The organism is Photorhabdus hainanensis, from assembly GCF_018448965.1.
Taxonomy (GTDB): domain Bacteria; phylum Pseudomonadota; class Gammaproteobacteria; order Enterobacterales; family Enterobacteriaceae; genus Photorhabdus; species Photorhabdus akhurstii.
The window spans coordinates 41,958-66,799 of sequence record NZ_RCWD01000004.1 but is presented as its reverse complement, the minus strand read 5'-3'; the positions used below and the strand labels follow the sequence as shown (position 1 = coordinate 66,799).

Genomic DNA, 24,842 nt, shown 5'->3' with positions numbered 1-24,842 from the left:
ATCAGTTTCCCCCTGGATAAACGATGTAGTCGATCAGTGCGCCAGGTGTTATCACGCAATCCGGTGTAATCTCGCCGACTTCAACCAGTCTATCGGGTTCAGCAAGCGTGATGTCCGCTGCCAGAGCGATCACTGGGTTAAAATTTCGGGCGCTTAACTGGTAGGTCAGATTACCGTGATAGTCAGCAAGATGAGCTTGAATAAACGCGAGATCGGCGCGTAGCGGAAGCTCCAGCAAATAGTCTGTTCCATTGACGGTGATTTTTTGTTTTCCCTCTTCTACAACAGTACCTACCCCGGTTGGGGTCAGGAATCCGCCCAGACCGGCTCCGCCGCAGCGAATACGTTCGATCAACGTACCTAAGGGAACCAGTTCCACTTCTATTTCTCCGGCAAGCATTTTTCGTCCGGTTTCCGGGTTAGTGCCAATATGTGAGGTAATGACTTTTCTCACTCGGTTATTAACCACAAGGGGGCCGATACCAACGTCAATCCCGGCGGTATCGTTAGCAATGATGGTCAAATCTTTGACGCCGGAGTTCAGCAGTGCGGTGATTAAGTGAGGAGGTGTACCTACGCCCATAAAACCGCCAGCCATAATAGTCATGCCGTCATAAAAATGCTCCATAGCTTGTTGTGTGCTAATGAGTTTATTTTTCATATCTATTCTCTATATAGGATATGTTGGACATAGGCGCATGTCCGTAAGGCAATGAATATGCCAGTAAAGCAATATCTTCAGAATGTTTCCGGAGGGGAGAAAGATGAATAGCGTTAAGGCGGTACAGTTTGGCCTGTAGGGTAAGGGGCATTTCGCCAACGTTCACTGTATCGCAGCACAACGCCATCATTTTGGGGCTGTTAGTCAAGATCCGATCCCAACCGTGGTTGTCGGATGAGGCTCGGTGTTGTTGATTGACTCCCTGCTTCATCAATTAGCCTCCGAGAAATCTCGCCGTTCAGGATAAGGGGAAAGGCGGTAATTGGGAGTATAGAAAGCGTTGCCGAATGGGAGCAAGGGGGAAAATGGGTAAGTGTGAGGGGCTTCTAATGGGTTTGACTCACTTTAGCCTTATAGGTGTATGGCGTAGGGATGATCTGTTAATACCGGGAGGCACAGCGTTGTATTCTATGCTGCGCCTTGAATCTATTTGCTAAGACAATTTTAGGTGAGGGTTTCTAAGAGAGATAATTATTGTTCCGACTTGATTATCGTTGCGGGTATCTTTTCCATAACTAAAATCAAAATATTTCATTTGGTCTCCGGTTTCTACCACTGTTCCATTAATCGCTATGAAATTTTTACGGAGCATGGTGTTAAGACCATAGGCATTAGCATCTTTTGGTGCAACATCAATGACGACTTTTCCTGTGTTCTCTTTTCCTTCGGCCATAAAGTTGAATACACCTTTAGGGTAATCTTCTCTGTGAATATCTAATGGAAAATCGGTGCCGTTTGGAGAGTTAAGATTTAATAAAGTCGCTCCGGCTTTTAGAGTGAAATTTGTGTAGAATAAAGGTTGACCTTGTTCATCTAAATCAGTTCTTATGTTTAATATTTGAGAGCTTATTAACATCTGTGCATTATCTTGTAAGATAATATTGCTATTGTATATATTGACCAGATGGCTTTTAAGCATAGCTTTAGAGGATTCAGTGATAGAGAAATCACATTCTAGTGAAATATTACCTTTTATCACTTCATTTTCTTGCTGTATTTCTACCGAAGCCTCTACAGTAAGGTGACTTAACCCTGATATAGCGACTGCTGATTCTTCTGGTTTCAGTGTTTTATTTTTAGGACCGCTAATTCTTACCGTGTTTGCCTTTGCTATTGCAAGGGTACTTGAATTTTGTAATTTTATTCTATATCTATCTGTAATTTGAGAATTAAGATGAAAATTAACAGGTTTTTCTTGACTTCCTGATATTATAAGATTTCCTGAGGAGATATTTATTGTTTCTCCTAAAGTTTTATCTGTATTTTCTGCCTTATGTACTATCTCATATTGCTCTTTAAGTTCAACTGGAATTGATGGTCTGGGCCAATGAATATCGTGTGCTTTAATGCTATTTGTGTTATCCGTATTCAGTGTTAATGTATTTTCTCCAGCGTCCATTTTGAAGGTGAAACCAATGTTTTTATCGAAAGAGCTTGATGGAGTAATAGTTTGACTGCCGTGTTGATGACCGTATGATTGATCTTCATCAGGGACCCAGATAAATTTCTCGCTCATTAATTTTACCCTTTTTTGAGTTAATATTATTTCATTATTAAATGTAGATTAATATAAATATAGTTCAAAATAAGTGAGTTTCAAGATACTTTCAGCCTATTTTATTGCGATTTTGTTGCTGATCAATGGAACCTGATATCAGAATTTTTTCCTGTTTTTAATAGAGATTTTTCAACGGTTTATTTATGTAAGGAATGATATTATGGGAGAATAGTTTATTACTACTTGCTAACTGAATAATTCAGTTTAAATGTAGGTTTGATTGAGCATAATTGGTGAAGAGGAGTTGTTTAAGTTTATAAACAATTCTTTGTGATTGAAAAAATAACGATAGGTAAAAATCCTGTGTCAGGATAGTTATGTTTGGTGGGTCACTGATGTAATCAATACATATTATGTATAATCCGAAGACGATATTAGTTTCAATCTGAGAATTTTACTCTCTGTGAGTAGCCAGATATCTTAGTCGGAAATTGAATCTATTTGTTGTGTCTGTTTTGTTGGGTAAGTCAATGATAAGTGAGTTTGTCAGCGTGTTTTAATAGTCTGTTATTACCTTATTTCTTGTCGTATAGAAAATTAATGTACCTGATTGAACTAATCGGTTTGCCTATATGTGATTTAAATCTCAAAAAAGAAAATTTCTAATTTCCGCACGCTTTATTGTCGATGGTCAAATGAAGTAATCCTCTGACGAGGATCTTGTTGGGGAAATATGTGCAAAATACTATAATGCATTGTAAATACTGAAATAATTATAAAGTTAATTGCGAATACACCTGATTGTGATGATTTTTAGGATGGTTAATTTTATTATGAAATAATAATAGGTACGAGCATAATATTATTCGGTTTTATATTGTTTATTGGCATTCAGAGTGGAATGATTAGCTGATTTTATTTTTTTAGATAAATGATTTTGTGGTTTTTAATGTCTCAATATGAAAATGGATAAGATGCCATTAAATAATTTTTAAATTTAGTGGAAAGGAATAGAACTTTGTCTATATTTAATTAACAACGTAACATGATAAATAAAAATAGTAACGCCTTCGTGGAATAGAAGGGCAAGTTTTACGTCAACAATCCATTTCAAGCTTAAGGAGGTTCTCAGAGATTAGTTCATCAATTTAATTAAGTCAGGGTTTATATTTAATTTTTAATATGAAGATGAATGTTATTCAAGATTCTATGACGTTTTTTATAATTTTCTAATAATATAGGTGAATGAAATGATAGAAAAAACAGAGCGTATTGCAGAATTAGAAAAGATTATCGATTCACAATTAACTTCATCTATTTATAGTGTTAGTAATTTCGTAGGTAACGATAATGATGTACATTTGACTGGAGGCAGTCTGACGAGAACATATACGATTATGCCAATGGAGACAGTGTGGGGCATATATGCAAGCGTTCCAATTATAGGTCCTAATACGGATATTAAAATTATTAAGCCACTTGATTTCCATGTTATGACAAAGTATTGGGAAAATGTTGGAAAGATTTGGTTATTCCAGGAAGCAAGAGCTATTAATGGTGTTATTAAATATTGTGTAGGTGATAATTTTAATTACTTAGCTTCAAGAGAAGCGCAAGGTAATAATAATAGTGGGGGAAGTAAAAATCTGAAAGTTGTGTGTAGGGTTCCGGGAGATTTGAATACTGCTCAAATGATATTGTACTAACACAAGATAGCTCGGTTTTTAAAGTAGAGTTTTTACAGATTAATTGTGTTCTTGATATATTATAAACTGGTTGTAAACTCGAATAAGCTTTTTTAAGGTTATAAATGAAAAGAGACATGATTGCTTGACGAGTTCTCTGGTTTTTAATTCTGGATTTAAGGCTACACTCCGATGTAGCCTTATCTTTTTATTTTAATATAAGGTATTGTATATTTTGCTTGATATTTAGAGAAATAATGTGTGGCTTGCTAAATATGTGTAATATTACTGTGTTTGTATTTTCATGAGCATAGAATTTGTTTTTATGGATATTATTACCATTTTAAGAAATTACTGAATATAATAACACAGAGTATTTGTGATGACTGTTTGTGAAGTGATGACTCGATATTTTTCGGTTTTGTTAATTCATGTTAAATATATTGTTGAAGTATAAAATTGTTTAATTCTGGGTTTTATGAGTAAATTTACACATTAGATATCATTTATAAAGTATGTGTTTTATAGTTTACCATGATTAAATAATAGCTGATTTATATCGATGTTAAGTGGTACATTACCTTATTTGATATCGTACCACAAAGAGTAAAATTAATTTTGAACTGCTAAACATTTACTTTTTGATATGATTGGTATTGATCTTTAAGTGATATTGTTATAATCATAAATTTATGATCATTTTTTAATTGGTCTGGTTTATAACCAATATTAAAATAATCTTCGTGTTTTTCTTTTTTAATTATTTTATTATTGATAGCTATTAGTTTTTTGTCAAATATCTTATTTATATTGTCTTTTATATTATTAGGATTTTGTTGTGAGAATTCAATCATAATTTTTCCTTCATTCTTGCCTTCTGTAGTAATGAAATTAAATAGACCTTCTGGATATTCTACGTTGTCAAGGTAGAGTGGGAAATTGATACCATCGAAAGATTCTAAGTTTAGTAAAGGAGAACCTGCTTTAAGCTTGAACCATGTCTTGTTTTTTTCTATGTCATTTTTTTGCATTATGCCATTATTAATCAAGGTCACTGTCGATTTATCTTGTATGCTTATATTGCAGTAATTAAAGTTTCCATCTCCAAGGTAGAGATTACTACTTTCAAAAGTGAGCTTAGATGATTCACTTAAAGAAATTTCACTAGCTAGAAATATAAAAGCCGGAACATCATCTTCTATTTTTGTTGTTTGTTTTATTTCAAATTCACTGTTCCCTGACATTATGAGTTTTGGCGGTTTATTGGAAACGACATAATCTATAAACATAAATACAGTTCCTGGATTTTTGATGCTTAAGGAGCCTGAATTTTTAAGAATAAAATTAGCGCTTTCAGAACACCCTAAATAAGCAACTGTATGGCTTCTATCAACTGTATGGTTTTGATCATTTAGCCGATAGTCTACTAATAGTGTTCCAGCAGATACATTTATATCTAATCCTTTGCCGCTATCAGTCATTGTTCCGTCATTGTTGCGGTTAAATTCTGGCCAATAGATAGGTATATTATCGGAATCATTCTGTAGTGTTAATGTTTCACTTTCAGCGTTCATTGTGAAATTAGCGCCACCTAATTTATCGAATGAATCTGACTGAGTAGATGAAAGAGTAATAGATCCAGTTCCATAATCTTTGGTATATACCTGAGAATTATTTGGGTCCCATTCAAAGACTGTGCTCATTTTTAACCCCTCATAAGGATGAATATTTTTTTCATAATTAAACATAGTTAAAATAAATATAGTTCAAAGTGAGAGGGTTTCAAGGTATTGAATGAGATTATTGTATATTTACTCAAATTTTCTTGCTAGAAATAAATTCAATTACAGTGCATAGCATAGTGCCCTTTACGTCAATAATTTTACCTAAAAATATATTTTATTGTAATTCGGTTATTGTTTAATACTGGAATTAATTATTAACATTATTCCATATTTCTCTTATAGCGTCTCTTTAATTATTACTTTGTTATTAGGATGGTTACATTACAGATGAATAGCCTGGAATTATCTAACGCTTGTGGGGATAATTGAAATATTTATCCAGTTTTAAAGTAATATCATAGATATAACTTATAATGTATGGTCATAATATTTCTTTTTGTCAGTATTTTTCCATAGCGATTTGCATTATTTAAAGCATATAAATATTATAGTGAATTGATTTATCTCAGTTTTAATTTAAGTGCTGTTTGCCCGGAATTTATTCATATTGCTCTCTCTAATTAATGCTTGATGAATGAAAAATAATATTTAACTCACTGGAGTCTTGTAGGGTAAATAATATCATTTTAATGATAACCATTTGAAATAAATATATGGCTTTTTCATATTATATTCCAATTGACTTGTAATAATGTGAAAGATGGACTACTTTTTTAATGTGGATATATGAAGCTCTCCGATTCACTAAAGAATATTGATTATATAATTTTATTCAGAAATTAAATATTATTTAAGAAAGATATTTACATACCTAAAATAGCTATGAAAATTAATTTCAATTAGTTAATGCCATTATACGATAATTGAATGATTCTTAAAGGATATATAAATATGAAGAAATTTATGTTAGGAGTATTGCTTCTCGGGATTGCGTCTGCTGCAAACGCAGGCAATGGAGCCGATAAGTCTATTGAACTAACTGATCAAGAGTGTATTGCGCAGTGGTATATGTCTAGTGCTTCCCAGTCTTGTGATATATTATCAATTTGGACACTCGGAAATGATACTTGTGCTATTACAGCACAATGTCGTGCTGTTCATGGACCAGTTGTCGAGAATGGTACTCGGTTTTTCCCGTATTCTCAGGTATCACAGATCGCGAACTGCGGTGGTTATTTAAAGACTGATGGATGTTAATTTTATTTTCATTAATTTCAGGCTACGGATTGTAGCCTGATTAGGGCGTTAGGGGAAAATTGTAAATTCAAATCAGTGCTGTAATCTCGGCAAATAGGGATTATGGATAAAATTTTTTATAATTAGTTAGTTATGGCTATGGTAAAGCCGAAAATTACAGTGCATAGATCAATCCTCTTTCCGTCATTAAGTTTACCTGAAAATATACTTTATTGTAATTCGGCTACTGTTTAACTCTGGTGTTAATTATTACTTTGTTATTAGGATGATTACATTACGGATGAATAACCTGAAATTACTTAATGCTTGATGAATAAAAACCATATTTAATTCACTGGAATCTTGTAGGGTAAATAATATTATTCTAATGATAACCATTTGAAATCAATGTACGGCTTTTTCATATTATATTCCAGTTAGCTTGTAATAATGTGGAAGATGGACTACTTTTTTAATGTGGATATATGAAACTCTCCGATTCACTAAAGAATATTGATTGTTTTATTCAGAAATTAAATATTATTTAAGAAAGATATTTACATACCTAAAATAGCTATGAAAATTAATTTCAATTAGTTAATACAATTATACGATAATTGAATGATTCTTAAAGGATATATAAATATGAAGAAATTTATGTTAGGAGCATTGCTTCTCGGGATTGCGTCTGCCGCAAACGCAGGCAGTGGAGCCGATAAGCCTATTGAACTAACTGATCAAGAGTGTATGGCGCAGTGGAGTATGTCTCGTGCTTCCCAGTCTTGTGATGTATTCATTTGGAAGCAAGGAGATGAGACTTGCGCTATTACATCACAATGTCGTACTGATAATGGAGGATTTATCGATAACGGTACTGAGTATTTCCCGTATTTTAAGGTATCAGAGATCATGAACTGCAATGGTCGTTTAAAGATGGGAAGATGTTAACTTTATTTTCACTAATTTTAGGCTACGGATTGTAGCCTGATTAGAGCGTTAGGGGAAAATTGTAGATTCAAACTCAGTGCCGTAATCTCGGCAAATGGGGCTTGTGGATAAAAACTTTTTATAATTAGTTAGTTATGGCTATGGTAAAGCCGTGCAATATGAATAAAGCAGCAATTTAGGAACAAGGTAAAGACCAGTAGGAAAAAATAAATGAAATTAAGATTTGCTAACAACCGATCAATGTGATTTAATGGCGTCACTGGTTTGGAAGTACAGACCTATTTATGAAAAGTTTTTATGAAAAGTATTAAAGTTAAAGCAGTTCACCATTTAGCGTTATCCCTGATACCACTTCATTGCGAATTCCTTCTAATTAGTACCCGTAAATAGTACCCATAAGTAAAACTGAAAAACAGACCTCATAACGCCTTGTGGCAACTTAAAAATTAAAGGAAAATTCTATGTCTAATGCAATGACTGGTTCAGTAAAATGGTTTAACAACGATAAAGGTTTTGGCTTTATTTCGCCAAAAGATGGTAGCAAAGATGTTTTTGTTCATTATTCTGCAATTCAGAGTAATAATTTCAAAACATTGGAAGAAGGGCAGGAAGTTTCATTCTCTATTGAGAATGGCGCTAAAGGTCCATCCGCAGTAAATGTTATCGTATTATCTTGATTTAATTTAACTGCTTAAATCTGTTAGCGACTTTACGATAGCGATGAAGGTAATATCCTGAGTAGTTAAAGTTGTTAATAAGTAAAAACCCGCTTAGTTGCGGGTTTTTTGCATGGTGACAGTAGTATTTTGCTTTGATTATTTTGTCTTGGTAGTTTAAAGGGAACCAAATATTGAAGCTCCCATTGAACTGATATTCCGGTAGTGGTTTGTATTTAGCGCTCAAACCCGCATCAAGGAAGGCAGTAGATTTTTAGGCTGTTGAGTTGTGTTAGGTGTCAGGCGTTGTTCAATATCATCAATAAATCGTTCCAACCAAGCTTGTAGCTCGGTTACATCTATTTCGGTTAAGGGACGTTGTGACCATAGAATGGATTGTCCATCCAAATCACCTTGGACATGAGCCGGCCAATGTTGCCCAAAAAGGTTGTTGGCATGACTGACTTCGGCCCCTAATTCGCAGAACAACTGTAGCCAGTTGTCGTGATAACAGCCAATCAGTACCTGAAAACGCCCGTCAACTTCCAAAGTGTAGATATCATCGTCGGTAGGGGACGCGGGTACTCCGAGTTTAGAGAATAGCGCTTCTATAAGTTGGTGATAGTCGTGTGTCATCGTGTTTTAGGCTCGAAGTTGGAAACGTAGAAATTTTGTCCTAGTCCGATTTCCTTGTTATACATGGATTTAGACCAGAAGTCTTGAGAGAACCAGTTGGAGAATGAGGTTTTGTCCGGGAAGCTGAACTCACCGAAATTAGGATCGAAGAAGGTAACGCCCTTCTGGTCATCTACATAGGCTGCTACGGTATGTCCGGCCATCTGCCCTTCAAAGCTGATCTTCTTGTAGCCTGATTCCTTATTACCTGTATCCAGGATAGCGTTTAATAGATCTTTTGTGCCTTTGCTGCCAGTTTCGCCGTTTGTATCAAGCTGGCTTCGTGGTTGGACGCCGTTCTCACTGAGCCAGGATTCCGTTATTTGACTCTGCTCGGCATATGGATCCATGCCATCCATCTGTAATTGCTTAATGGAAACCAGAGAGTCGATATGAAATTGACCTTTTTGGCCGCCCACATAGAGCTGGTTGAAGACGCTTTCACCCTTGGCATGAGCGCTTATCCAGTGTGCGGAGATGGACTCACAAACCCCGCCGGAGGTGTCTTGATGTTTCATGATTTGGTCCAGAAAAGTACCTTTGGTCTGGGCGAACTTGAAAGTAACTTCGCCGCCGTGCTTACTGGCAGAATCCCGAACACTCCCTAACTTGGTGCTCACCGCAAAGTGAACGATTCTGTCTTTTATCATGCTGAACGAGAAGTGGCTCTCTTGATTCTTCTTGCCATCGGTGGTCAGTTGACGATCGAGCATGGAGTGGCCCGGTAGATTGCGTTGAATCGTCGCGGAAAGGCGCTCTAACAACCCGGGTCTGGGTGAAGAGACTTTCAGAGATTTACCCGACAGTTCCCCCTGTGGTTGATTAACGGCTGTGGTATCAAGCTGTTGGGTAGGAAATATTCTTTGGTGATTAATACCTGAGATGGGAGACAATGGTCACTCCTTTAGTAGTTTTTATTCCAAGGGATATACGCTTGGATATCAGATAGAGTGAATCATAATGTTTTGTCGAAATAGAGAATATTAATAACGGCGGAAGAAATTTTCATTTTCCGTCGAAAACTGGTTATCTCTTTGAAGCGTGATGGCGTCTTCAATTTTGCCATTGGTTATTGATGGCAGACATCAGCGCTTCTAATTGGCTATCCAAACTGGCGTCAATGATCCCGACTTCTGTTTCCAAAATACAGCCCCCTTGATCGAGACGCTCATCAGCGGTGATCTCTAAGTAGCCAATCTCAGGGAAATCTTTGTGTACCCGTGATATTTGTTCACGAACTGTCGCGGCCTGTTCAGGATTAACGCGTAAAATAACCTGTTTTTGGTTGCTGACTAATGACAAGGCTTCACGAACTATCTGTAAGGTGAGGGAAACTTGGTCATAATTCTTTAGGATCTTACGTACAGCCTGCAAGACTACATTGCTCATTTGTTGCTCCACCTGTCGGTAATATTGCTGACATTGCAACTGGGTTTGATGAATCAGATTAGCTTGTTCCGCGCGGGCAGCATCAATACCAGCTTGCCAACCTAACTCTTTTTGTTGCTCATATACCGCCTGCGCGTCACGTTCAATTTCTTGTGCCTGGAGCCGGGCAGCCTCAAGCAGAGACTTGGCGCTGAGGCAGGTCTGATAGTCCGCTTTACGCAGTATCTGGAGTTCAGGGGCCAGTTGAAGGTGCTCTGTTGTTATTTTAATAAATGGTAACATTCTGTGTTCACTTGCTTAGCCAATTTGAGACACAATGCTTGTGCCAATGGTCGTTCTGCCTGGCTGACAGGCCAGGCCGGGAGGTTTTCATAAGGTGGAAGCCGTAGGCTCAAGCGTTTAGCGAAATCAATAGAAAGAGGCTCCATCGCTGTTAGCCAGAACTGTAAGGCGCTGATACGAAAATAGTTTGCATTGATTACTGGTGGTAACGAGCGTTGCCAGCCAGTCGGCCAGTTGCCGATAATGATGTCGAGATACTTTAAGCAGAAGCGGTGCCCCTCTTTTCCTAGTGAATCGTGTAAGTGGCGAAGCTCTGTCGCCAGCAGGCAATGGCGGATAGCTTGCCCGTGAAGTAAAGCTCCTAGCCAGGTAAGAAGTTGTTCTAAGCACGATTGTTCTAACAGGGCGAGATTTCCCAACCCGGTTGGTAATTCATAATCCACATTCAGATCAAATTGGGTTAGCAGTAGCCCATTTAGTCTGGGAGAGTTTCTCCACTCAGGCAGTGAAGATAAGACTGCAAGCCATTCTGATGGTAGGTGGTCAGAATGAATATAGCTGGCAGGGCAAAATCGAAACTGATAGGGCGTTAATGCTGTTGCCATTTATTGCATCCTGCTTCGATGCCACAGGAATTGCGCCAGATTACTGACAAATAACAAGGCTAATAATAGTACAAACAGCCCAATCAGACGCCCCTGTGATTCTTCAGTCACTTGGATAGAGAACAGAGTGGAGTAGCGTGGCGCCAGCGGTACTTGACGCACGCCCGCTGCGGGCACTAATACGACGCTGATCCGATCATAACTCAGCCCTTCAATGCTGTTATTAACCAGTTGCTTGATTTGGGGAATGTAAGTGTCGAGTTGCACGTCCGCCGCGTGTTTGATAAACACCGAAGAAGAAGCTGGAGATAGCTTTTTACCCAGTCGGTCTTGCTCCTCGGGTAAAACAACATGTACCCGAGCGACCAGCACTCCGTCGATCTCAGAAAGTGTTCGGGCAATCTCCTGCGCTTTGGCGAAGTTAAGTCGCGCCCGCTCTTCTATTGGCGAGGAGATAAGGCCGTCTTTGGGGAAGACATCTTGTAACGAAGAGAAGCTCTCCCGTGGATATCCTTTACGTTTGAGCACTTCAACCGCTTGCGCCACATCGGACTCTTCGACTAACAGTTTGATATTGCCATCTTTGTCTGGCTGTTTATCAGAGGAAATGCCCGCTTCCCTGAGCAAGGCTAACATTTCGTTGCCTTCTTTTTGACTGACGCCGGTGTAGAGTTCGATTTTACAGCCAGTTAGCATCAGGACAGCGAGCATAACGCAGATTATATAGGGTTTCTTCACAGCTCCTCACTGGGCTTTCATTAAGGTTTCAATGTTTTGATTGAGCCGTCCTACCGTTTTGGCAATTAGCTCTTCTTGCAGGGTGATTCGCATCAGAGACCACTGCATTTGCATCAGGCTGTTAGGGTCGCTACCGGGCACGGCTAGTTGCGCTTCCAGCTCCTGTTTGGCCTGAGTGAATTGTTGTCTGAGCTGCCCCAATTCACTGATCAGATTGTTTTCAATCCCCTGATCTTGATTGGACATAGCGTGTTCAAAACTCGCAATATTTTCGGCACTGGCCTGAGGTGTATTAAGTTCATCCAGGCTGGTGATCAGTGTCTCACTTATCTGTGGTAGATCCATTGTTCCTCCAAATTTGAGGTAGGTTGAGTTTATTTAGGTTGTCTATCCCTGTTTCACTAAGCTGTGGTTGGTCCATTATTCTTCCAAATCGAGTTTGTGTGAGTTTCGTATCAGGTTATCCACCATACCGTTACGGGGGATCAGTGTTTTCAACTCTTGCCGGATAAGGTCACTCAGGTACTCATTGCCCGGAATAGTCTCAATCTTGCCGAGTATCTTGAGGAGCGCCGTCTCCTGTTGTCGGCCTGTGGGGGCGAATTCACGAACAATCGCTCTCAGTTCTGGCATATCCAGTGGCGGATTGACGGGCAATGTCAGGCCGCCAAACTGTGACCATAGCCGCTCTTGTACCGGAGCGATCAGCTTGTCTTCTAACTGAGCACGTTGGGCGGGCTGTTTATCAGGCGATAAAGCCTGATACCACTGCCATGTCACTTGGCGCTGTGTCGCTGGATCAAAATCGCCTAAAACATTTTCCAGCGATTCTCCCTGTAACCAGCGTTGTTGGCGCTCTTCCAGCATTTGCTGATCCGGCGTGGTTTCCAGTGCTTGCTCAAAGCTGAGTTGATGTCTGGAACTGACCGAAGGCTGTGCCGTTGGTTGCGGCACGGTGTTATGGGATGGCCCTTCAATCCTATCCATGAGATAGCTGTTCCCGCATGCCGTCAACAAAGGAGAGTAATTGTGGATCATCACTGCCAGCCATTCGTGTCAGTCTTTTTTCCAGAGCTGATGCCAGCCCCAGACGCCACTCGCACAACGCTAACCAAGGTTCCAAACTAGGCCAGGGAAGGTCCCGACCAAAATCCAGAGCCTGTTGATATTTGCCTTGGTTTGTCAAAGAAGAGAGTCGAATCAGGTTTGCTGCTTCTTGCCCTTCCTCGCTTGATATCAGCCAGTCAGCAATAATATTGGCTTCATCATGGCAGTGATGGCCGCTTCCAACCAGAGCGATATCTGCCAGTAACCCTTTGAGTGAACGTGTCATGATTAGATCTTCTGTAATATACCCTGCATCAGGTCTTTCATGGACCGGGTGACAGTAGAGTTAATGTTGTAGATAACTGACCATTTGTTGATTTTGTGTTGTAAATCGGCTAGCAAAGCGGGGTTGTCAGCACCGTCGCTGAGGGCGGTGATTGCTTCATCAACGTCTTTGTTGGCTGTGTTAGCTTGTTTCTTCAACTGGTCAGCAACCTTATCGAGGGTATTAACTGTTGTTGCGGAAGTAAAAATTTGGGCCATGATGGTCTCCTTCTGTTGTGTTAAGTATTGCGATTGCGGCTTGGATGGCATCAGCCTCCAGTTGCCATTGTTGGTATTCTTGTACTGAACCGCCACGTCTCAGTCGTTGTTTGATGTCGTTCAGCGCCTGAGAGAGGCGATGTTGCATTTCGTTGACATAAGTGGGATCGGCGCCAAACAGTCGTGCCTCCAGGGATGTCATCATAAAACCGGGCTCCTGTTGAGTTTGATAATAAATTGCTGCTCGCCCTTGGTAATAACAATCGCATCTTGGCGGATGGCCTCGATTCTTAAACCGTTTTCTGTTGTTGCTCCGACGGGGTAACGCAGGTTGTTTTTGAGTACCACATAAGGTATACGCCCGAGGGAAACTGCCCGGACATCGAAATTTAGCTCATCATGGCGGGTGAGCCGCTTATTATTCAGTAATACCAGTGCTGGCCGGTTGCCGAACTCTTGTTTAAATACTTGCTGTAAGCGTTGGAAATTGTGAGCTTGGTGTTCATCCAGTTGACCTGTGAACTCGATACGATCATTTTTATCTTTGTAGGTCAGCGTGTTGGGTAAATCATGTTTAGCTAACAGCATATCTAGTCGCTTGATATGATTGCCCGTGAACTTCGTTTGGTTTTCTATGCCTAGTAAGCCCGGAACATCACGTTTGAGTAGTGATTCGATATCGTTCCATTGCTGGCTGGTATCAGTGACTTCGCCCATAAGGCGAACCCAGCCCGGTTGTTTGCCATTGTAGCTTTGAAGCTGGGCATAGCCTAGTTTTTGTAAAATGAAATCCACCCCTTGACGCAATTCTTCCATAGTGCGTAATTCCAGCCGATAACTGAGAGAGTGAGTATCAAGATATTGTTGCAGCGCTAGCCGTTGTTGATTGAGGTTTACATAACCTTTGAGCAATAGCGGCTCGTTATTGGGCATCATTTGTACACTTACATGACGATAGGCTGAATCGCCATTGAGAAAACGGCGCAGCTCTTGCTCGGCCATACCGTTGGACATGCTGCTTCTTTGCCATCCTTCATGTCCAAGCAGCATCAAGAGACCAAGTGCCAGTACCAAGCACAGTATCAACATTCCACCCGCTACCCGGCTGCGATTTTGGCGGACAGGATGCTGGCGTGGTGTGACCGCCGGTTCTGCGAGTTGGTTTGGGAATGTATGTTGTTGGTCACAAAAAGCCCACAATAACGGGCCTGCCTCTTGACGGGCTAACGCTTGCAATGTCGCTCCCGGCGATAGCGGTTCGCCATTCTGACTTGGCGCGGTTTCACCGGCCCATTCCAACAGGCGAATTGAGTCCGGTTCGACTTCTAAGATCAGGTGCGCTGGGGCAACATCTTCATCCACCAGAACGATATCTGCCTGTAGGGGGTCTGAGCCGATGGCTAAACGCCCCTCAGCTAAATTGACCTCAATACTTTTATTTAGTCCGCGGTAAAAGCGAATTTTCCAACTCATCTGTTCGCCTTATTTTGCACACGAACACACCAGGTTTCTTTCAGTGAACATTGTTGCTCAATGACTCGCCATCCGTAAGTTTTATCCATTCGGCATGAGTTTAAAAATGAGCTTTTACCTGCTTGCCGTAGTGTTTCTTGTACTTGACGGGCCGAGGATAGTGGCTGGCATTGCGCGCTCCCCAGAGCTTTACTCAACGATAAGCTATGATTAGAGATATCTTGTGTCGCCAGTAATCCAGGACGCAGATCTTGCCCGTTGCCAAGAGCCAGATAATGGGCTATCCCACTATCAATCAGACGTGGTTCAATAATGAATAGCCGTACTGATCGCCGAACTTGTTCACTGGTATTGCGAAACAAGACACCCAAATAGGGGATATCGCCTAAAAATGGCACCTTACGTGTTATTTGACTCATTTCGTCGCGATAGATGCCGCCGATCAGCAGACTTTGCCCATGTCCAACTCTGGCAACGGTATCGACAACGGTTCGGCTGATAGTCGGGATACCATCCCGACCTGAACTATTAGGTTTCTGGTTACCATCCTCAATATGCAGATCTAAACTGATTTCAGGAGAATCTCCTACTTGGATGACTCTGGGGATCATGCGTAGCATAGTGCCATAGGTCAGGCTTTTAAGTTCCGCAACCCGTTCGCCATTCACTTTCACGTAGTAGGTTTCATTGTTGTCAATGACCGCTTGCGTATTCTCCTGCGTTAAAAGCGTTGGGCGGGAAATCACCTGAGCGCTTCCTTTACTCTCTAGTAAGGTTATTTTGGCGAGCAAGTAATCCAGACCACGGCGATCAACCAGACTACCTAATGCGGCTGAACCAATGCTTTCACCTTTTTCCTTGCCCTCCTTTTTTTCCCCAGCGGAGGTTGTGATATCAATAATATGACGAGGCCCGGTGTTGATGCCGACTTGCCAGTCAACCCCCAGTTCTGAAAGGTTGTTTGCGTCGATATCGACGATGGAAAGGGCGACTTCAATCCGGGCGGAAGGTTTGTCCAGTACGTTGATCAAATGGGCATACATGGGCATCCTTTCCGGGTTATCCCGTACAATGATGGCATTGAGGGAGGGTTCTGCCTGTACAACCGCACGGCTTGAGTAGCTTCCTCCCGTAGAAGAAGACGCTTCACCAGTAACAGCGGTCACATTGGTATCACTGAGCAGACGGGAGAGAATAGTGGCTATGCCGGGTGCTTCAATGCTGGTATCACGGTACTGAATCTTGCGATCGACTACCGAGGCGTATTTAAGCGGGAAAATTTCCACTGTCAAGGCGCCGGTTTTTTCGCTACGCAGCAATGATTGCTGTTCCAGCGCAGATGCGGTTTGATCAACCAGTTCGAGATAACGGGGCGGGCCTGATATGTAAACCAGTTGATTGCTTGGATCAGGACGCCAGCCAAAGCGTGGTTCCCAAATACCTGAACGTTTTAGGGCTTGCTGTAGTTCCGTTGCGTTGGTTTGTTCAAGCTTAAGCAGGCGCGATTGTATTTCGCTGTTTTTGAATACATACAGCACACTCCCGTCGTAATACCAGACCAGATTATAGAGAGAGGATAAATGTTGCAGGAATTCCTGAGGAGTGTCCTGTTCAAAATGGCCGTTAACTTGATCGGTCACTTTGTCACTGACAACCACTGAGGCTTCATAGTTAGCGCCGAAATTAACCAGTACATCCCGCAGGCTTTCCCCTTTTGCCAAATAGCTATAAGGCGTAGGAAACCAATCCAGATCTTGGCTATAAGCAGAGGGAATCATCACGCCGCTGATGCTCAACGACAACAGTAGGGAACGGCATAACCGTTGGAACTGTTTCATGGTTGCCATATTACCTGTTTCCATTGGGGGGAGGATTGGGTTTCTGACAATAAAGCCATCACTTGTTCCAGTAGATCGACGTGCATGGTTAGCATCTGTTCCAGTATTTGAGCGTCCAAACTATCAAGGTCAAGGCGTGCCTCCAGAATAAGATTCTCTGATTCATCCAAGGTCAGTGCGTGGGGAGCATGGCGTCCCCAACGTGTGACCTGTTGCAATAGTGTTTTCAGTAACTCTGCGCCTGACGGATCTTTTGGGTTATGGCGCCAGCTTAACGGGCTGGATAACACAAGTTCAGTTCCCTGTTGGCGAAGGAACAGGTTGTAGTTATCAATGTGCAAATGGTAATGCCCTTGTCTATCGGAAACGAAAGGCTTCTGGCCCAAGCGACTGGCCAAATGATTGAGTAGAGTTTGCATGTTTCCTCTAATAATTAGGTCGTCGTCGATTGCCAATAAAAACTGTCCTGCGGCAGACACAGAACACGGGCACAAAGCCATTTTTGTAAGTGAATGGCCGACTCGTTGTCATGCTCTAAAGCGGTTAACCACGTCCAACAGGATGACAGCGCTTCGGGAACCGGTGTAAAAGCGGTCAGGCCGCCGCCAGCTTGGAGCGCATCCAGCCCAGTAAACCAGTTGGGCCATGCTTCGCGAGCTTGGGTTTCCGTTGCCGACAGCAGCTTTTCTAATAGTTGCTTGCGTTGGTTAAGCGCTGTTTGCAAAGATATAACCTCTTGATGATGTTGTTCCCGACATTGAGATGGGACACTTTCCGCCTGCCGCCAAAAATGCGCTTTAGCCCGCAATTGCCGTTCTTGGATCTGTAACTGCTCAAATTCAGTGAACCAGAAATCTATCTCTGGCTCCAACAAACGGAGCCACCAGTCAAATAGCGGCTGTAACATCCAGTATTGTAAAAGATGTCTGTCAGCCAGGTTTATGCGGTCGCCCAATACCTTATTCCAGTCACATTCCGGTTCTGCCGCCGCTCTGATGAGCTGTTGTAGATCATCACGCCGCAAAGCTTGTCCACAATTTAACCGTCTACGAAACCAGACGGACTTCATCAAGCTTTCCAGCAGATGTCTGGGTAGCAAGCGTTGTAATAAAATAAACTGTTGGCTATTAATAATGTCGCTATTTTGATACTGAATAGCCGATGATTTTCCGAGTAACTGATCCCGGCGTGGAATTCCCGACTGCATGACAGAGATCTTGCGGCCGAGAAACATGCTGGTTCGAGTCTGATTATGGTCTTGCTGGCTCATGCTATGCTCATCTTGCTGCTAGTCACTCTTGTCGATTAAATTAGGAATGGCCTTATTTTATCTGTCAGGCCAATGGTTAACTTGTAAAAAACGTCAGATTATTTTAGCCAATCGTTACTCTTTGCCATACCTGGCCCGACTGGGGGTGCAATCAAAGCGTCTTCGATAGCTTTGAGTAAAGTAAGATTGGCTGGAGAATCCGGCTTCCATTGAGATATCAACAATACTCATCTCACTGTTGAGTAGGAGTTGGTGTGCATAAAGAATGCGGCGTTCACTGATCCAGGCGCGTGGCGATATTCCGTATACCGAACGGAACAACTCTTTGAAAGTGGTTAATCCCATACCAAATTCTTTAGCGAATTCACTGAGTTTCCACTCCTTAAGGTAGTGGTTTTCCATAAAACTCTGCAAACGTTCCACTTGGCGGTTGCTCAATTGTCGTAATACTGACATGAGCAAAGTGCCTTGTTCTCCAAATGCTAATAGCAATAACAATTCTTCTGTTCTGAGTTGACCCAACGCTGCGGGGTAATCATGAGCCAGTAAATCGACCAGCCCATTTATACTTTGAGATAACAGAGGCGATGAGGTAAATGCAATTAATTCGGGTGTTGGCATATTGTGCCGCTCGACCTCACTGAGCAGAGTGCCAAAACGTTGCAAAAAACCGTGGAGAAAAGCGGTGCTCAGAGGCAACCAGAGTAGCTTACAGGTATCACTACGCGTTTTTGCTGCATAACTGCCACGACGAACAAAAAGCAGTTCGTTGTGGGAGATATCGTAGGTATTGGTACTATCCTGCCATGTCATTTCACCTTCGAGTAGGATATATATCCCTTCCTGAGGATGTTCTATAACGTTAAAGGCAGGCATGCTACGTTGGAATAGCGAGATATCCATTCCCTTCCCTGATGTTGTGATGCCGTTCATTCTATTGTCCTGGATCTGTTGGTGTATGTCTTAAAAATACAAATCACATTATTATTAATAGATATTTTCTTCGGTTTCGCTGTCTGAAATAGACAGAAAGAATAGTTTATGTATTTAACCTGATGGTTAACTATAGCACCTTTTAATTAAAATGATTTTTGCTGGTGGGCCTATTTATGTTCCTTGGCCCGAATACCGTATTATTCTTACGTTTTATAAACGCTTTATAAACGAAGAGTAAAAAGCGATCAAATTTTTGTACGATAACCATTGCCGATAAATTTTGCACCTTTAATCATAAACTGGGCCTTTTTTCCTGACTGATATTGATAGTTATCTCCTTTTATTCAGGCGATGTATTAATGGTTCAGAATACGTTAATAATTGTAATGACTAGGGCAATATTAACGGATTAACAGGTGTAGAAGTCAGCGCAAAGTGAAATCCAAATGACTATATGTAATATAAATTACTTAATAATAAATTCAATCTGGTTTCAACAATTTGATCAATCGATAAAAAGGTAAAATCAACCGAACTGAATTGGATTGTTTATTATAATATTGTTTAAGTAATGTTGGTTTATTAGCAGTAATTTTTATTTATATTAAATTTGTTGTTATTATGTAATTGAATCGTAATAATTAAGAAGCGAATCTGCATTATATTTCGTTTATATTGAGCATTGGCGAGGTGTTTTGAACGCTAATGCTCAATTCATGTATGTTTAATTCGGTGGCTAAAAAACGCTATTAGGGAACAGGTTACGACTCAGGAGCACGATCTTGCCACTGTTCTAACCAGCGTAAAACTTCTGCGGTAGCTTGGATGAGATCGGCAGGAATATAGTGGTCGATTAGGCCATCCTGATAAAGCGCCCGTGCCAGAGGAATACGTTGTAACACCGGAATACCTTCTTCTTCGGCAATACGTCGAACTTGTAGGGCCTGGGCATCGGTGAATTTGAGCGTGATAAGGGGTAACGGTGTTTCCCCTTTCTTGTAACGGATACCTACCGCAATGTGAGTTGGGTTGGCGACGATCACTGATGAGTTCTTGACGCTGGCACGCATATTGCTCGACTGTAATTCTTGATGAAATTGACGTCGCTTACTTTTGATCTCTGGGCTGCCTTCACTCTCTTTGTACTCCCGCTTGATCTCGTCTTTGCTCATTCTAAGCTGCTTAATATGTTGGTAGTGTTCGAAGGCATAATCAGCGATAGAGATCACGATAAGCCCAATGCCACACACGGTCATTAACTGGGTTAACATCATTCCCAGTACAGGGGTAATGCATTTTTCCCCACACTCTGGTAGGTAGAGTAGCGCCTGTAGGTTGCCTGCCAAAGTCACCCAGACCAAGGTACAGAGCAGCCCCACTTTAAGTATCGATTTGATGAATTCCACCAGACTCTTGATAGAGAAGATTCGCTTAGCGCCTTCAACAGGGTTGATCTTTTTAATATCAGGTTTGATGGAGTGTCCACTGAGTAGAAAACCGTATTGAGCGAAGTGCGATGCCAGAGATAGCAAAGCGGAAACGCTCAGAATTGGCAGGCAGAGGTAGACCAGCTCTTGCATCAAGTTTTCAACCACATGGTTTAAGGCTTGGGGAAAGGGTTTATCTAGCAGATTAGCCGGGATCAGCATCAGTTTACTCAGATGCTCCAAATAGTATTCAGACATGACTATCATCATACCGATTAGCCCCAAGATTAAAGAGGTAGAGACGACCTCGTTGCTTTTGGTTACCTGGCCTTTCTTCCGAGCATCTCGGAGTTTCTTGGGGGTAGGCTTTTCAGTCTTTTCTCCACTCATGGCGCCTCCAGAATAGGGATTAACATGCGTACCGGGGAGAGAATTAACAGCACCTTATCATAGGCGTGATGCATCAATAACTGGACATAGATAACCAGTAACAGGCTGGCAATTGCGCTTTTGATTGGCATTGCCAACACGAAAACGTTAAGAGAAGGAGCGAAGCGGCTAATCAGTGCTAACCCGAACTCAGCCAGAAACATGGCAATTAACAGAGGAGCGGCCATCAGGGCGCAGAGTTGCAGCAGATAACTAAACTGGCCGTAGAAAAAATGGAGCCATTGGTTGGTAATGTTGGGGAAGAACTGCGTCACCGGCCAACTGTTATAGCTCTGAAAGAGAGCGCCAAGCAGGCTAAGAAAAGCGCCGCCGGAGAAAAAAAGTGTGATTAGCGTTTGAGTTAATAACAGACCTGTGGGTGAGGTTTGACTTCCCAAGGAAGGGTTAAGCACTGACGCCATTGTTGCTCCCCGTTGGTTATCTATAATAAAACCGGTGGCTTCCATCGCCCAAAATGGAATAGAAGCGATAAAGCCAATGAGCAAACCAAGCAGGACTTCTTTACCGAGCAACAGCGTCAACTCCAGGCTGCCTAATGTGGGCAGAGGGTTGCCGGCTACGGTTGGGTAAGCATAGAGAGCCAGTGAACACGCCACGCCGTTGCGGATTAACCCACCGCCTAGCATCTGTTTGCTGAGCACAGGGAATATCACAAAGCAGCTCATGATGCGCGGTAATAGCAGGGTATAAGCCAGCATTTGCTGCTGGAGCTCTGGTAAGGTCATTTGATCAGCGGCACCTTAAGAAAGGTCATGTTGGCAAAGCTATAAAGTTCGTTGCCAAGCCAGGTAGCGGTAGCGAACAAAGTGATAACGACCGCGATTAATTTAATCACAAAACCCAATGTTTGTTCTTGTATTTGGGTGAGTGCTTGGATTAGCGAGACTAATGTTCCCACTGCCGCAGCCATGAGTACCGGAGGCAGGGAGAGGATTAACACTAACCAGAGCGATTGGCTGGTGAAATGCAAAATATCAGCATTACTCATATTCAATCTCCGTAACTGATAACAAGGCCGTGTGTCAGGCGCGTCCAGCCATCAAGCAGGACAAATAACAGTAACTTGAAAGGAAGAGAGATAGTCATTGGAGAAACCATCATCATTCCCATTGCGAGCAGAATGTTAGAAATAATGAGATCGATTGCAATAAACGGCAGATAAAGCAGAAACCCGATTTCAAAAGCTCGGGTTAATTCACTGACTGTAAAGGCGGGTAACAGTATCAACAAGCTGTCTGGTTCTAGCCGATCTGCATACTGGCTTGGCCAAATTTGTCGGGTACTGTCGATAAAAAAAGTACGTTCACTGGGCTTGATATGCTGTTTAAGAAAGTTTCGGTAAGGCGTCAGACCCTCTTCCACAAATTTCTCTACTGATTGTGCGTTGCTGAATGAAACTTCATTTTGACGCAGGTAATCTTGAGTGGCGAAACCCACCGGAGCCATCACATAGATAGTGAGGATAATGGCTAATCCGTACATTGCCATGTTAGGTGGGATCTGCTGTACGCCCAACGCGTTACGCAGTAAGGAAAATACCACAGCCAGTTTGAGAAAAGAGGTCGCCATTACCGCGATAAAGGGAAGTAGAGCCAGCAAAGCCAGACCGATGATGAGATCCAATTCGTTTGGTAGCTGGATCATGACTGTTTCTCCACGGAGAGATGTTCGACTCTTACTCCCAGACGCCCCTCAATATCGACCAACCGGCCTGAACCCAGGCATTTCTGATTGACAAGAATACGTACTACACCGTCTGAGGGAACGCCAAGATCGAGTAATGAGCCGGGTTGCAGGCTGGTGAGCGTCTGTAGATCCAAGGTCTGACGACCCACTTCGAAACTGACATGAACCTCCAGGTCGTTTAAGTCCGTTACTGGCAAAGCGTCGTCAGAATTGTCAGGGGAGAGGGGGTACATAGTGATTAACTCCAGTTTATGGTCATGGGATTTAAAGTAAGCCCAAGGGCGTCCTTCCAGATATGCCAATAAAGGGGCGTCTGGTTGTTGCTGTAGGGGCAGTAGCAGCACATCCCCTGATTCCAGGGTGCGAAACGCATCTAAAGTCAGGGTTATTGTTCCCCATTGCAGAGAAAGTTGTAATGGAATAGACAGGCACTCGCCAGGTTGACGTTCTGGCAATATAGCAATTAAAGGGGATGGCTCTGATAACCAGAGCGGCAATGTGGCCCCTGGCCGTTCAAGACGTAGTTGTAAACAAGCTGACAAAGGGCGTTCCGACGTGGTACGCAGTGCTGACCATGACAGCGTGGGTAGCACTTTGCTCTGATATTCCAGCAGCGCCAGCAGCAGATCTTGAGGGAGAGAGGTGAGATCCGCTTGTTGTAGATCAGGAGCGAGCCACAATGCTAGCTCGGCTGCATGGCAGTAAAAGGAAAAAGTTTGTCCCTGCCAATGGGCGATCAGTACCCTGTCCAACGTTTCGGGAGGGGCGGTCACATCCAGCGAGAGATGGCTATTATCCCAACTAAATTGTTGCTGGTGGCGACTCAGGGCCTGATGCAGCGTTAATTCTTCTAATGAAACTTTGGATAGGGTTAGGTCATTCATGCATCTTTTTTCCATTCTTCATATACGCTGCGACGTTGACGTGATCCGTGTTCACTATCCGTTTGAGGCGGAAGGGAGAGTTCAACCGTTTGTGTTGGGTAAAGAAGTTGTAAACGTTCAATCAGTTCAAAGCGTGCCTGTTTCAGGAGTTGTTGAGCTGCGGGATTCGCTAAAATCTCGATTTGAAGTTTGCCGTACTCATTAGTGAGTTGGATCTCAAGCGCCCCCAGGCTAGGAAGCGTCAAGTGTAATGTGGCCGGACGCGGTTGCTGTGTGAGTTCGATACTGATCTCCACACTCAGTTTGTCGATCAATGCTTCCAAAAGGGGAGATATGGTTGAAGTTGCTTGCATCGTGGCGAGGATGCGTTCCCCTGGCAGAAGTGGTGTTTGCGGCAAGAAAGGGGTTTTCCCATCTGATCCGCCGGAGTAAGAGGATTGAGAGTCAGACTCTTTTGGCTTTGGTGCCAACAAATGGTAGGTCTCGACTTCATCCAACGCTTTTTTTTCCGTAATGTTGCTTTCGTTGGCGATGTTGCTTTCGTTGGCATAGTGAGCAGGTATAGGTAAAGTCGGATCTGTCTGTTGGTGAGGAGTAGCACCGCGTTGTGTGTCTGGTTGAGATGGGGATCGGCCAGGTGTTGTCTGTATCACTGCATGATATGCCAGTTCATCGTTTGCGTTTTGCTGTACAGGCGTCATTGTTGCGTCAGGATGGCCAGTCACAGTGATATCAACCGGTTTCAGGCCGGAATCAGGCAAGACGTTCAGGTTTGGCTGATCCGTTGGGATTCCAGGTGCTGACAGAGACTCTTGTATCTCGCTAGCGATCTCACTAAGGCGATGAACGGAGGTCGATAAATTTTTCTTCTGATTTTGAGGTGGCGCAGGCATGTCATGGCCTGCCAATGGTAAGGCTTGCTTGCGCGTATCATCAATTACCGGTTGGGGGGAGCCGAATGGTGGAAACTCCTCATCTGAGTCATGTGTAGCATGCCGATCCGCTGTTTTACTATTTATTGTGTTAGTTAACGTTGTTGTGTTAGTTAACGTTGCCGAGTTAGTTAACGGTTGTTCTGTCCGCTGTGTGGTTGACTGGCGTGTGTTGGCGGCATGAGAGGTGATAGCTTGCTCGAAACGGCGTTGCAAATCTGCGTCTGCCTCTGTGGGAGACGACGTTGGGAGGGAGGAGACACCTTTGCCGATAGCTGTCAGTGGGTTCATACTCTTC

Annotated in this window: 29 protein-coding genes; 4 read left to right on the top strand and 25 right to left on the bottom strand. The window is 42.4% G+C overall.

All coding sequences use genetic code 11. The features are described from left to right. Window position 1: 1 nt before the first annotated feature. The 3 genes from atoD to EAE92_RS03790 all read right to left on the bottom strand — a co-directional run bounded on the left by atoD (window position 2) and on the right by EAE92_RS03790 (window position 2,237). Entirely contained in the window at window positions 2-661 is a 660-nt protein-coding gene (gene atoD / locus EAE92_RS03800) for an acetate CoA-transferase subunit alpha (protein WP_214067106.1), read from the bottom strand. After that, on the bottom strand, window positions 651-932 hold the full coding sequence (locus EAE92_RS03795) for a hypothetical protein (RefSeq protein WP_214067105.1): 282 nt from the start codon (window positions 930-932) through the stop codon (window positions 651-653). Before EAE92_RS03795 ends, atoD begins: the two co-directional genes overlap by 11 nt. A gap of 222 nt (window positions 933-1,154) precedes the next feature. Beyond that, complete coding sequence (locus EAE92_RS03790; RefSeq protein ID WP_214067104.1) at window positions 1,155-2,237, bottom strand: hypothetical protein; 1,083 nt, start codon at window positions 2,235-2,237, stop codon at window positions 1,155-1,157. 1,232 nt (window positions 2,238-3,469) lie between these two features. Between EAE92_RS03790 and EAE92_RS03785 the strand changes: the two genes are divergently transcribed. Beyond that, window positions 3,470-3,925, top strand: a complete 456-nt coding sequence (locus tag EAE92_RS03785) for a hypothetical protein (RefSeq protein ID WP_036775245.1) — start codon at window positions 3,470-3,472, stop codon at window positions 3,923-3,925. Window positions 3,926-4,530: 605 nt separating this feature from the next. On the opposite strand, the gene EAE92_RS03780 is transcribed toward EAE92_RS03785, so the two are convergent. Beyond that, entirely contained in the window at window positions 4,531-5,607 is a 1,077-nt protein-coding gene (locus tag EAE92_RS03780; RefSeq protein ID WP_052105775.1) for a hypothetical protein, read from the bottom strand. Window positions 5,608-6,480: 873 nt separating this feature from the next. On the opposite strand from EAE92_RS03780, the gene EAE92_RS03775 reads away from it, so the two are divergent. The 3 genes from EAE92_RS03775 to cspE all read left to right on the top strand — a co-directional run bounded on the left by EAE92_RS03775 (window position 6,481) and on the right by cspE (window position 8,390). Further along, window positions 6,481-6,786, top strand: coding sequence for a hypothetical protein (locus EAE92_RS03775; RefSeq protein WP_214067103.1), 306 nt, complete (start codon window positions 6,481-6,483; stop codon window positions 6,784-6,786). Window positions 6,787-7,410: 624 nt separating this feature from the next. After that, window positions 7,411-7,713 carry a hypothetical protein gene (locus EAE92_RS03770; RefSeq protein WP_214067102.1) on the top strand — a complete coding sequence of 101 codons (303 nt, stop codon included), beginning with the start codon at window positions 7,411-7,413 and terminating at the stop codon, window positions 7,711-7,713. Between the two features lie 461 nt (window positions 7,714-8,174). After that, window positions 8,175-8,390 (top strand): transcription antiterminator/RNA stability regulator CspE, encoded by a 216-nt coding sequence (gene cspE / locus EAE92_RS03765; RefSeq protein WP_021323801.1) that lies wholly within the window; start codon window positions 8,175-8,177, stop codon window positions 8,388-8,390. Between the two features lie 222 nt (window positions 8,391-8,612). Here the strand turns inward: cspE and EAE92_RS03760 are convergent, their stop codons facing one another. The 21 genes from EAE92_RS03760 to EAE92_RS03660 all read right to left on the bottom strand — a co-directional run bounded on the left by EAE92_RS03760 (window position 8,613) and on the right by EAE92_RS03660 (window position 24,835). Then, entirely contained in the window at window positions 8,613-9,005 is a 393-nt protein-coding gene (locus EAE92_RS03760; protein WP_214067101.1) for a CesT family type III secretion system chaperone, read from the bottom strand. Continuing rightward, complete coding sequence (locus EAE92_RS03755; RefSeq protein WP_214067100.1) at window positions 9,002-9,937, bottom strand: YopT-type cysteine protease domain-containing protein; 936 nt, start codon at window positions 9,935-9,937, stop codon at window positions 9,002-9,004. Before EAE92_RS03755 ends, EAE92_RS03760 begins: the two co-directional genes overlap by 4 nt. 160 nt (window positions 9,938-10,097) lie before the next feature. Beyond that, on the bottom strand, window positions 10,098-10,715 hold the full coding sequence (locus EAE92_RS03750) for an HrpE/YscL family type III secretion apparatus protein (RefSeq protein WP_214067099.1): 618 nt from the start codon (window positions 10,713-10,715) through the stop codon (window positions 10,098-10,100). Next, window positions 10,694-11,320 (bottom strand): Yop proteins translocation protein K, encoded by a 627-nt coding sequence (locus EAE92_RS03745; RefSeq protein ID WP_214067098.1) that lies wholly within the window; start codon window positions 11,318-11,320, stop codon window positions 10,694-10,696. The genes EAE92_RS03750 and EAE92_RS03745 overlap by 22 nt, the downstream gene beginning before the upstream one ends. Further along, on the bottom strand, window positions 11,321-12,058 hold the full coding sequence (sctJ, locus tag EAE92_RS03740) for a type III secretion system inner membrane ring lipoprotein SctJ (protein ID WP_269468749.1): 738 nt from the start codon (window positions 12,056-12,058) through the stop codon (window positions 11,321-11,323). A gap of 6 nt (window positions 12,059-12,064) precedes the next feature. After that, window positions 12,065-12,403: a type III secretion system inner rod subunit SctI gene (gene sctI / locus EAE92_RS03735; RefSeq protein ID WP_036809025.1), complete on the bottom strand. Its 339-nt coding sequence runs from the start codon at window positions 12,401-12,403 to the stop codon at window positions 12,065-12,067. A 75-nt stretch (window positions 12,404-12,478) separates the two neighbouring features. Continuing rightward, window positions 12,479-13,045 carry a YopR family T3SS polymerization control protein gene (locus EAE92_RS03730; protein WP_214067097.1) on the bottom strand — a complete coding sequence of 189 codons (567 nt, stop codon included), beginning with the start codon at window positions 13,043-13,045 and terminating at the stop codon, window positions 12,479-12,481. Further along, entirely contained in the window at window positions 13,038-13,391 is a 354-nt protein-coding gene (locus EAE92_RS03725; protein ID WP_214067096.1) for a YscG family type III secretion system chaperone, read from the bottom strand. The genes EAE92_RS03730 and EAE92_RS03725 overlap by 8 nt, the downstream gene beginning before the upstream one ends. 2 nt (window positions 13,392-13,393) lie before the next feature. Next, on the bottom strand, window positions 13,394-13,648 hold the full coding sequence (gene sctF / locus EAE92_RS03720; protein ID WP_214067095.1) for a type III secretion system needle filament subunit SctF: 255 nt from the start codon (window positions 13,646-13,648) through the stop codon (window positions 13,394-13,396). Then, a complete protein-coding gene (locus tag EAE92_RS03715) occupies window positions 13,614-13,853 on the bottom strand; it encodes an EscE/YscE/SsaE family type III secretion system needle protein co-chaperone (protein WP_036809037.1) in 240 nt (79 codons plus the stop codon). Before EAE92_RS03715 ends, sctF begins: the two co-directional genes overlap by 35 nt. Beyond that, window positions 13,850-15,121: a type III secretion system inner membrane ring subunit SctD gene (sctD, locus tag EAE92_RS03710; RefSeq protein ID WP_214067094.1), complete on the bottom strand. Its 1,272-nt coding sequence runs from the start codon at window positions 15,119-15,121 to the stop codon at window positions 13,850-13,852. Before sctD ends, EAE92_RS03715 begins: the two co-directional genes overlap by 4 nt. Further along, window positions 15,118-16,968: a type III secretion system outer membrane ring subunit SctC gene (gene sctC / locus EAE92_RS03705; protein ID WP_281422749.1), complete on the bottom strand. Its 1,851-nt coding sequence runs from the start codon at window positions 16,966-16,968 to the stop codon at window positions 15,118-15,120. Before sctC ends, sctD begins: the two co-directional genes overlap by 4 nt. After that, window positions 16,956-17,378 carry a YscB family type III secretion system chaperone gene (locus EAE92_RS03700; protein ID WP_036775278.1) on the bottom strand — a complete coding sequence of 141 codons (423 nt, stop codon included), beginning with the start codon at window positions 17,376-17,378 and terminating at the stop codon, window positions 16,956-16,958. The genes sctC and EAE92_RS03700 overlap by 13 nt, the downstream gene beginning before the upstream one ends. 14 nt (window positions 17,379-17,392) lie before the next feature. Next, window positions 17,393-18,229, bottom strand: coding sequence for a T3SS regulon anti-activator ExsD domain-containing protein (locus EAE92_RS03695; protein ID WP_214067092.1), 837 nt, complete (start codon window positions 18,227-18,229; stop codon window positions 17,393-17,395). A 114-nt stretch (window positions 18,230-18,343) separates the two neighbouring features. Next, window positions 18,344-19,162 carry a helix-turn-helix transcriptional regulator gene (locus tag EAE92_RS03690; RefSeq protein WP_036775282.1) on the bottom strand — a complete coding sequence of 273 codons (819 nt, stop codon included), beginning with the start codon at window positions 19,160-19,162 and terminating at the stop codon, window positions 18,344-18,346. Between the two features lie 764 nt (window positions 19,163-19,926). Continuing rightward, entirely contained in the window at window positions 19,927-20,982 is a 1,056-nt protein-coding gene (gene sctU, locus EAE92_RS03685) for a type III secretion system export apparatus subunit SctU (RefSeq protein ID WP_214067091.1), read from the bottom strand. Continuing rightward, complete coding sequence (sctT, locus tag EAE92_RS03680; RefSeq protein WP_214067090.1) at window positions 20,979-21,767, bottom strand: type III secretion system export apparatus subunit SctT; 789 nt, start codon at window positions 21,765-21,767, stop codon at window positions 20,979-20,981. Before sctT ends, sctU begins: the two co-directional genes overlap by 4 nt. Further along, window positions 21,764-22,030: a type III secretion system export apparatus subunit SctS gene (sctS, locus tag EAE92_RS03675; protein ID WP_036775290.1), complete on the bottom strand. Its 267-nt coding sequence runs from the start codon at window positions 22,028-22,030 to the stop codon at window positions 21,764-21,766. The genes sctT and sctS overlap by 4 nt, the downstream gene beginning before the upstream one ends. Before the next feature lie 2 nt (window positions 22,031-22,032). Then, window positions 22,033-22,686, bottom strand: a complete 654-nt coding sequence (gene sctR / locus EAE92_RS03670) for a type III secretion system export apparatus subunit SctR (RefSeq protein WP_214067089.1) — start codon at window positions 22,684-22,686, stop codon at window positions 22,033-22,035. Continuing rightward, window positions 22,683-23,612, bottom strand: coding sequence for a type III secretion system cytoplasmic ring protein SctQ (sctQ, locus tag EAE92_RS03665; RefSeq protein ID WP_214067088.1), 930 nt, complete (start codon window positions 23,610-23,612; stop codon window positions 22,683-22,685). The genes sctR and sctQ overlap by 4 nt, the downstream gene beginning before the upstream one ends. Then, window positions 23,609-24,835 carry a type III secretion system needle length determinant gene (locus tag EAE92_RS03660; RefSeq protein WP_214067087.1) on the bottom strand — a complete coding sequence of 409 codons (1,227 nt, stop codon included), beginning with the start codon at window positions 24,833-24,835 and terminating at the stop codon, window positions 23,609-23,611. Before EAE92_RS03660 ends, sctQ begins: the two co-directional genes overlap by 4 nt. Between the last annotated feature and the right edge of the window lie 7 nt (window positions 24,836-24,842).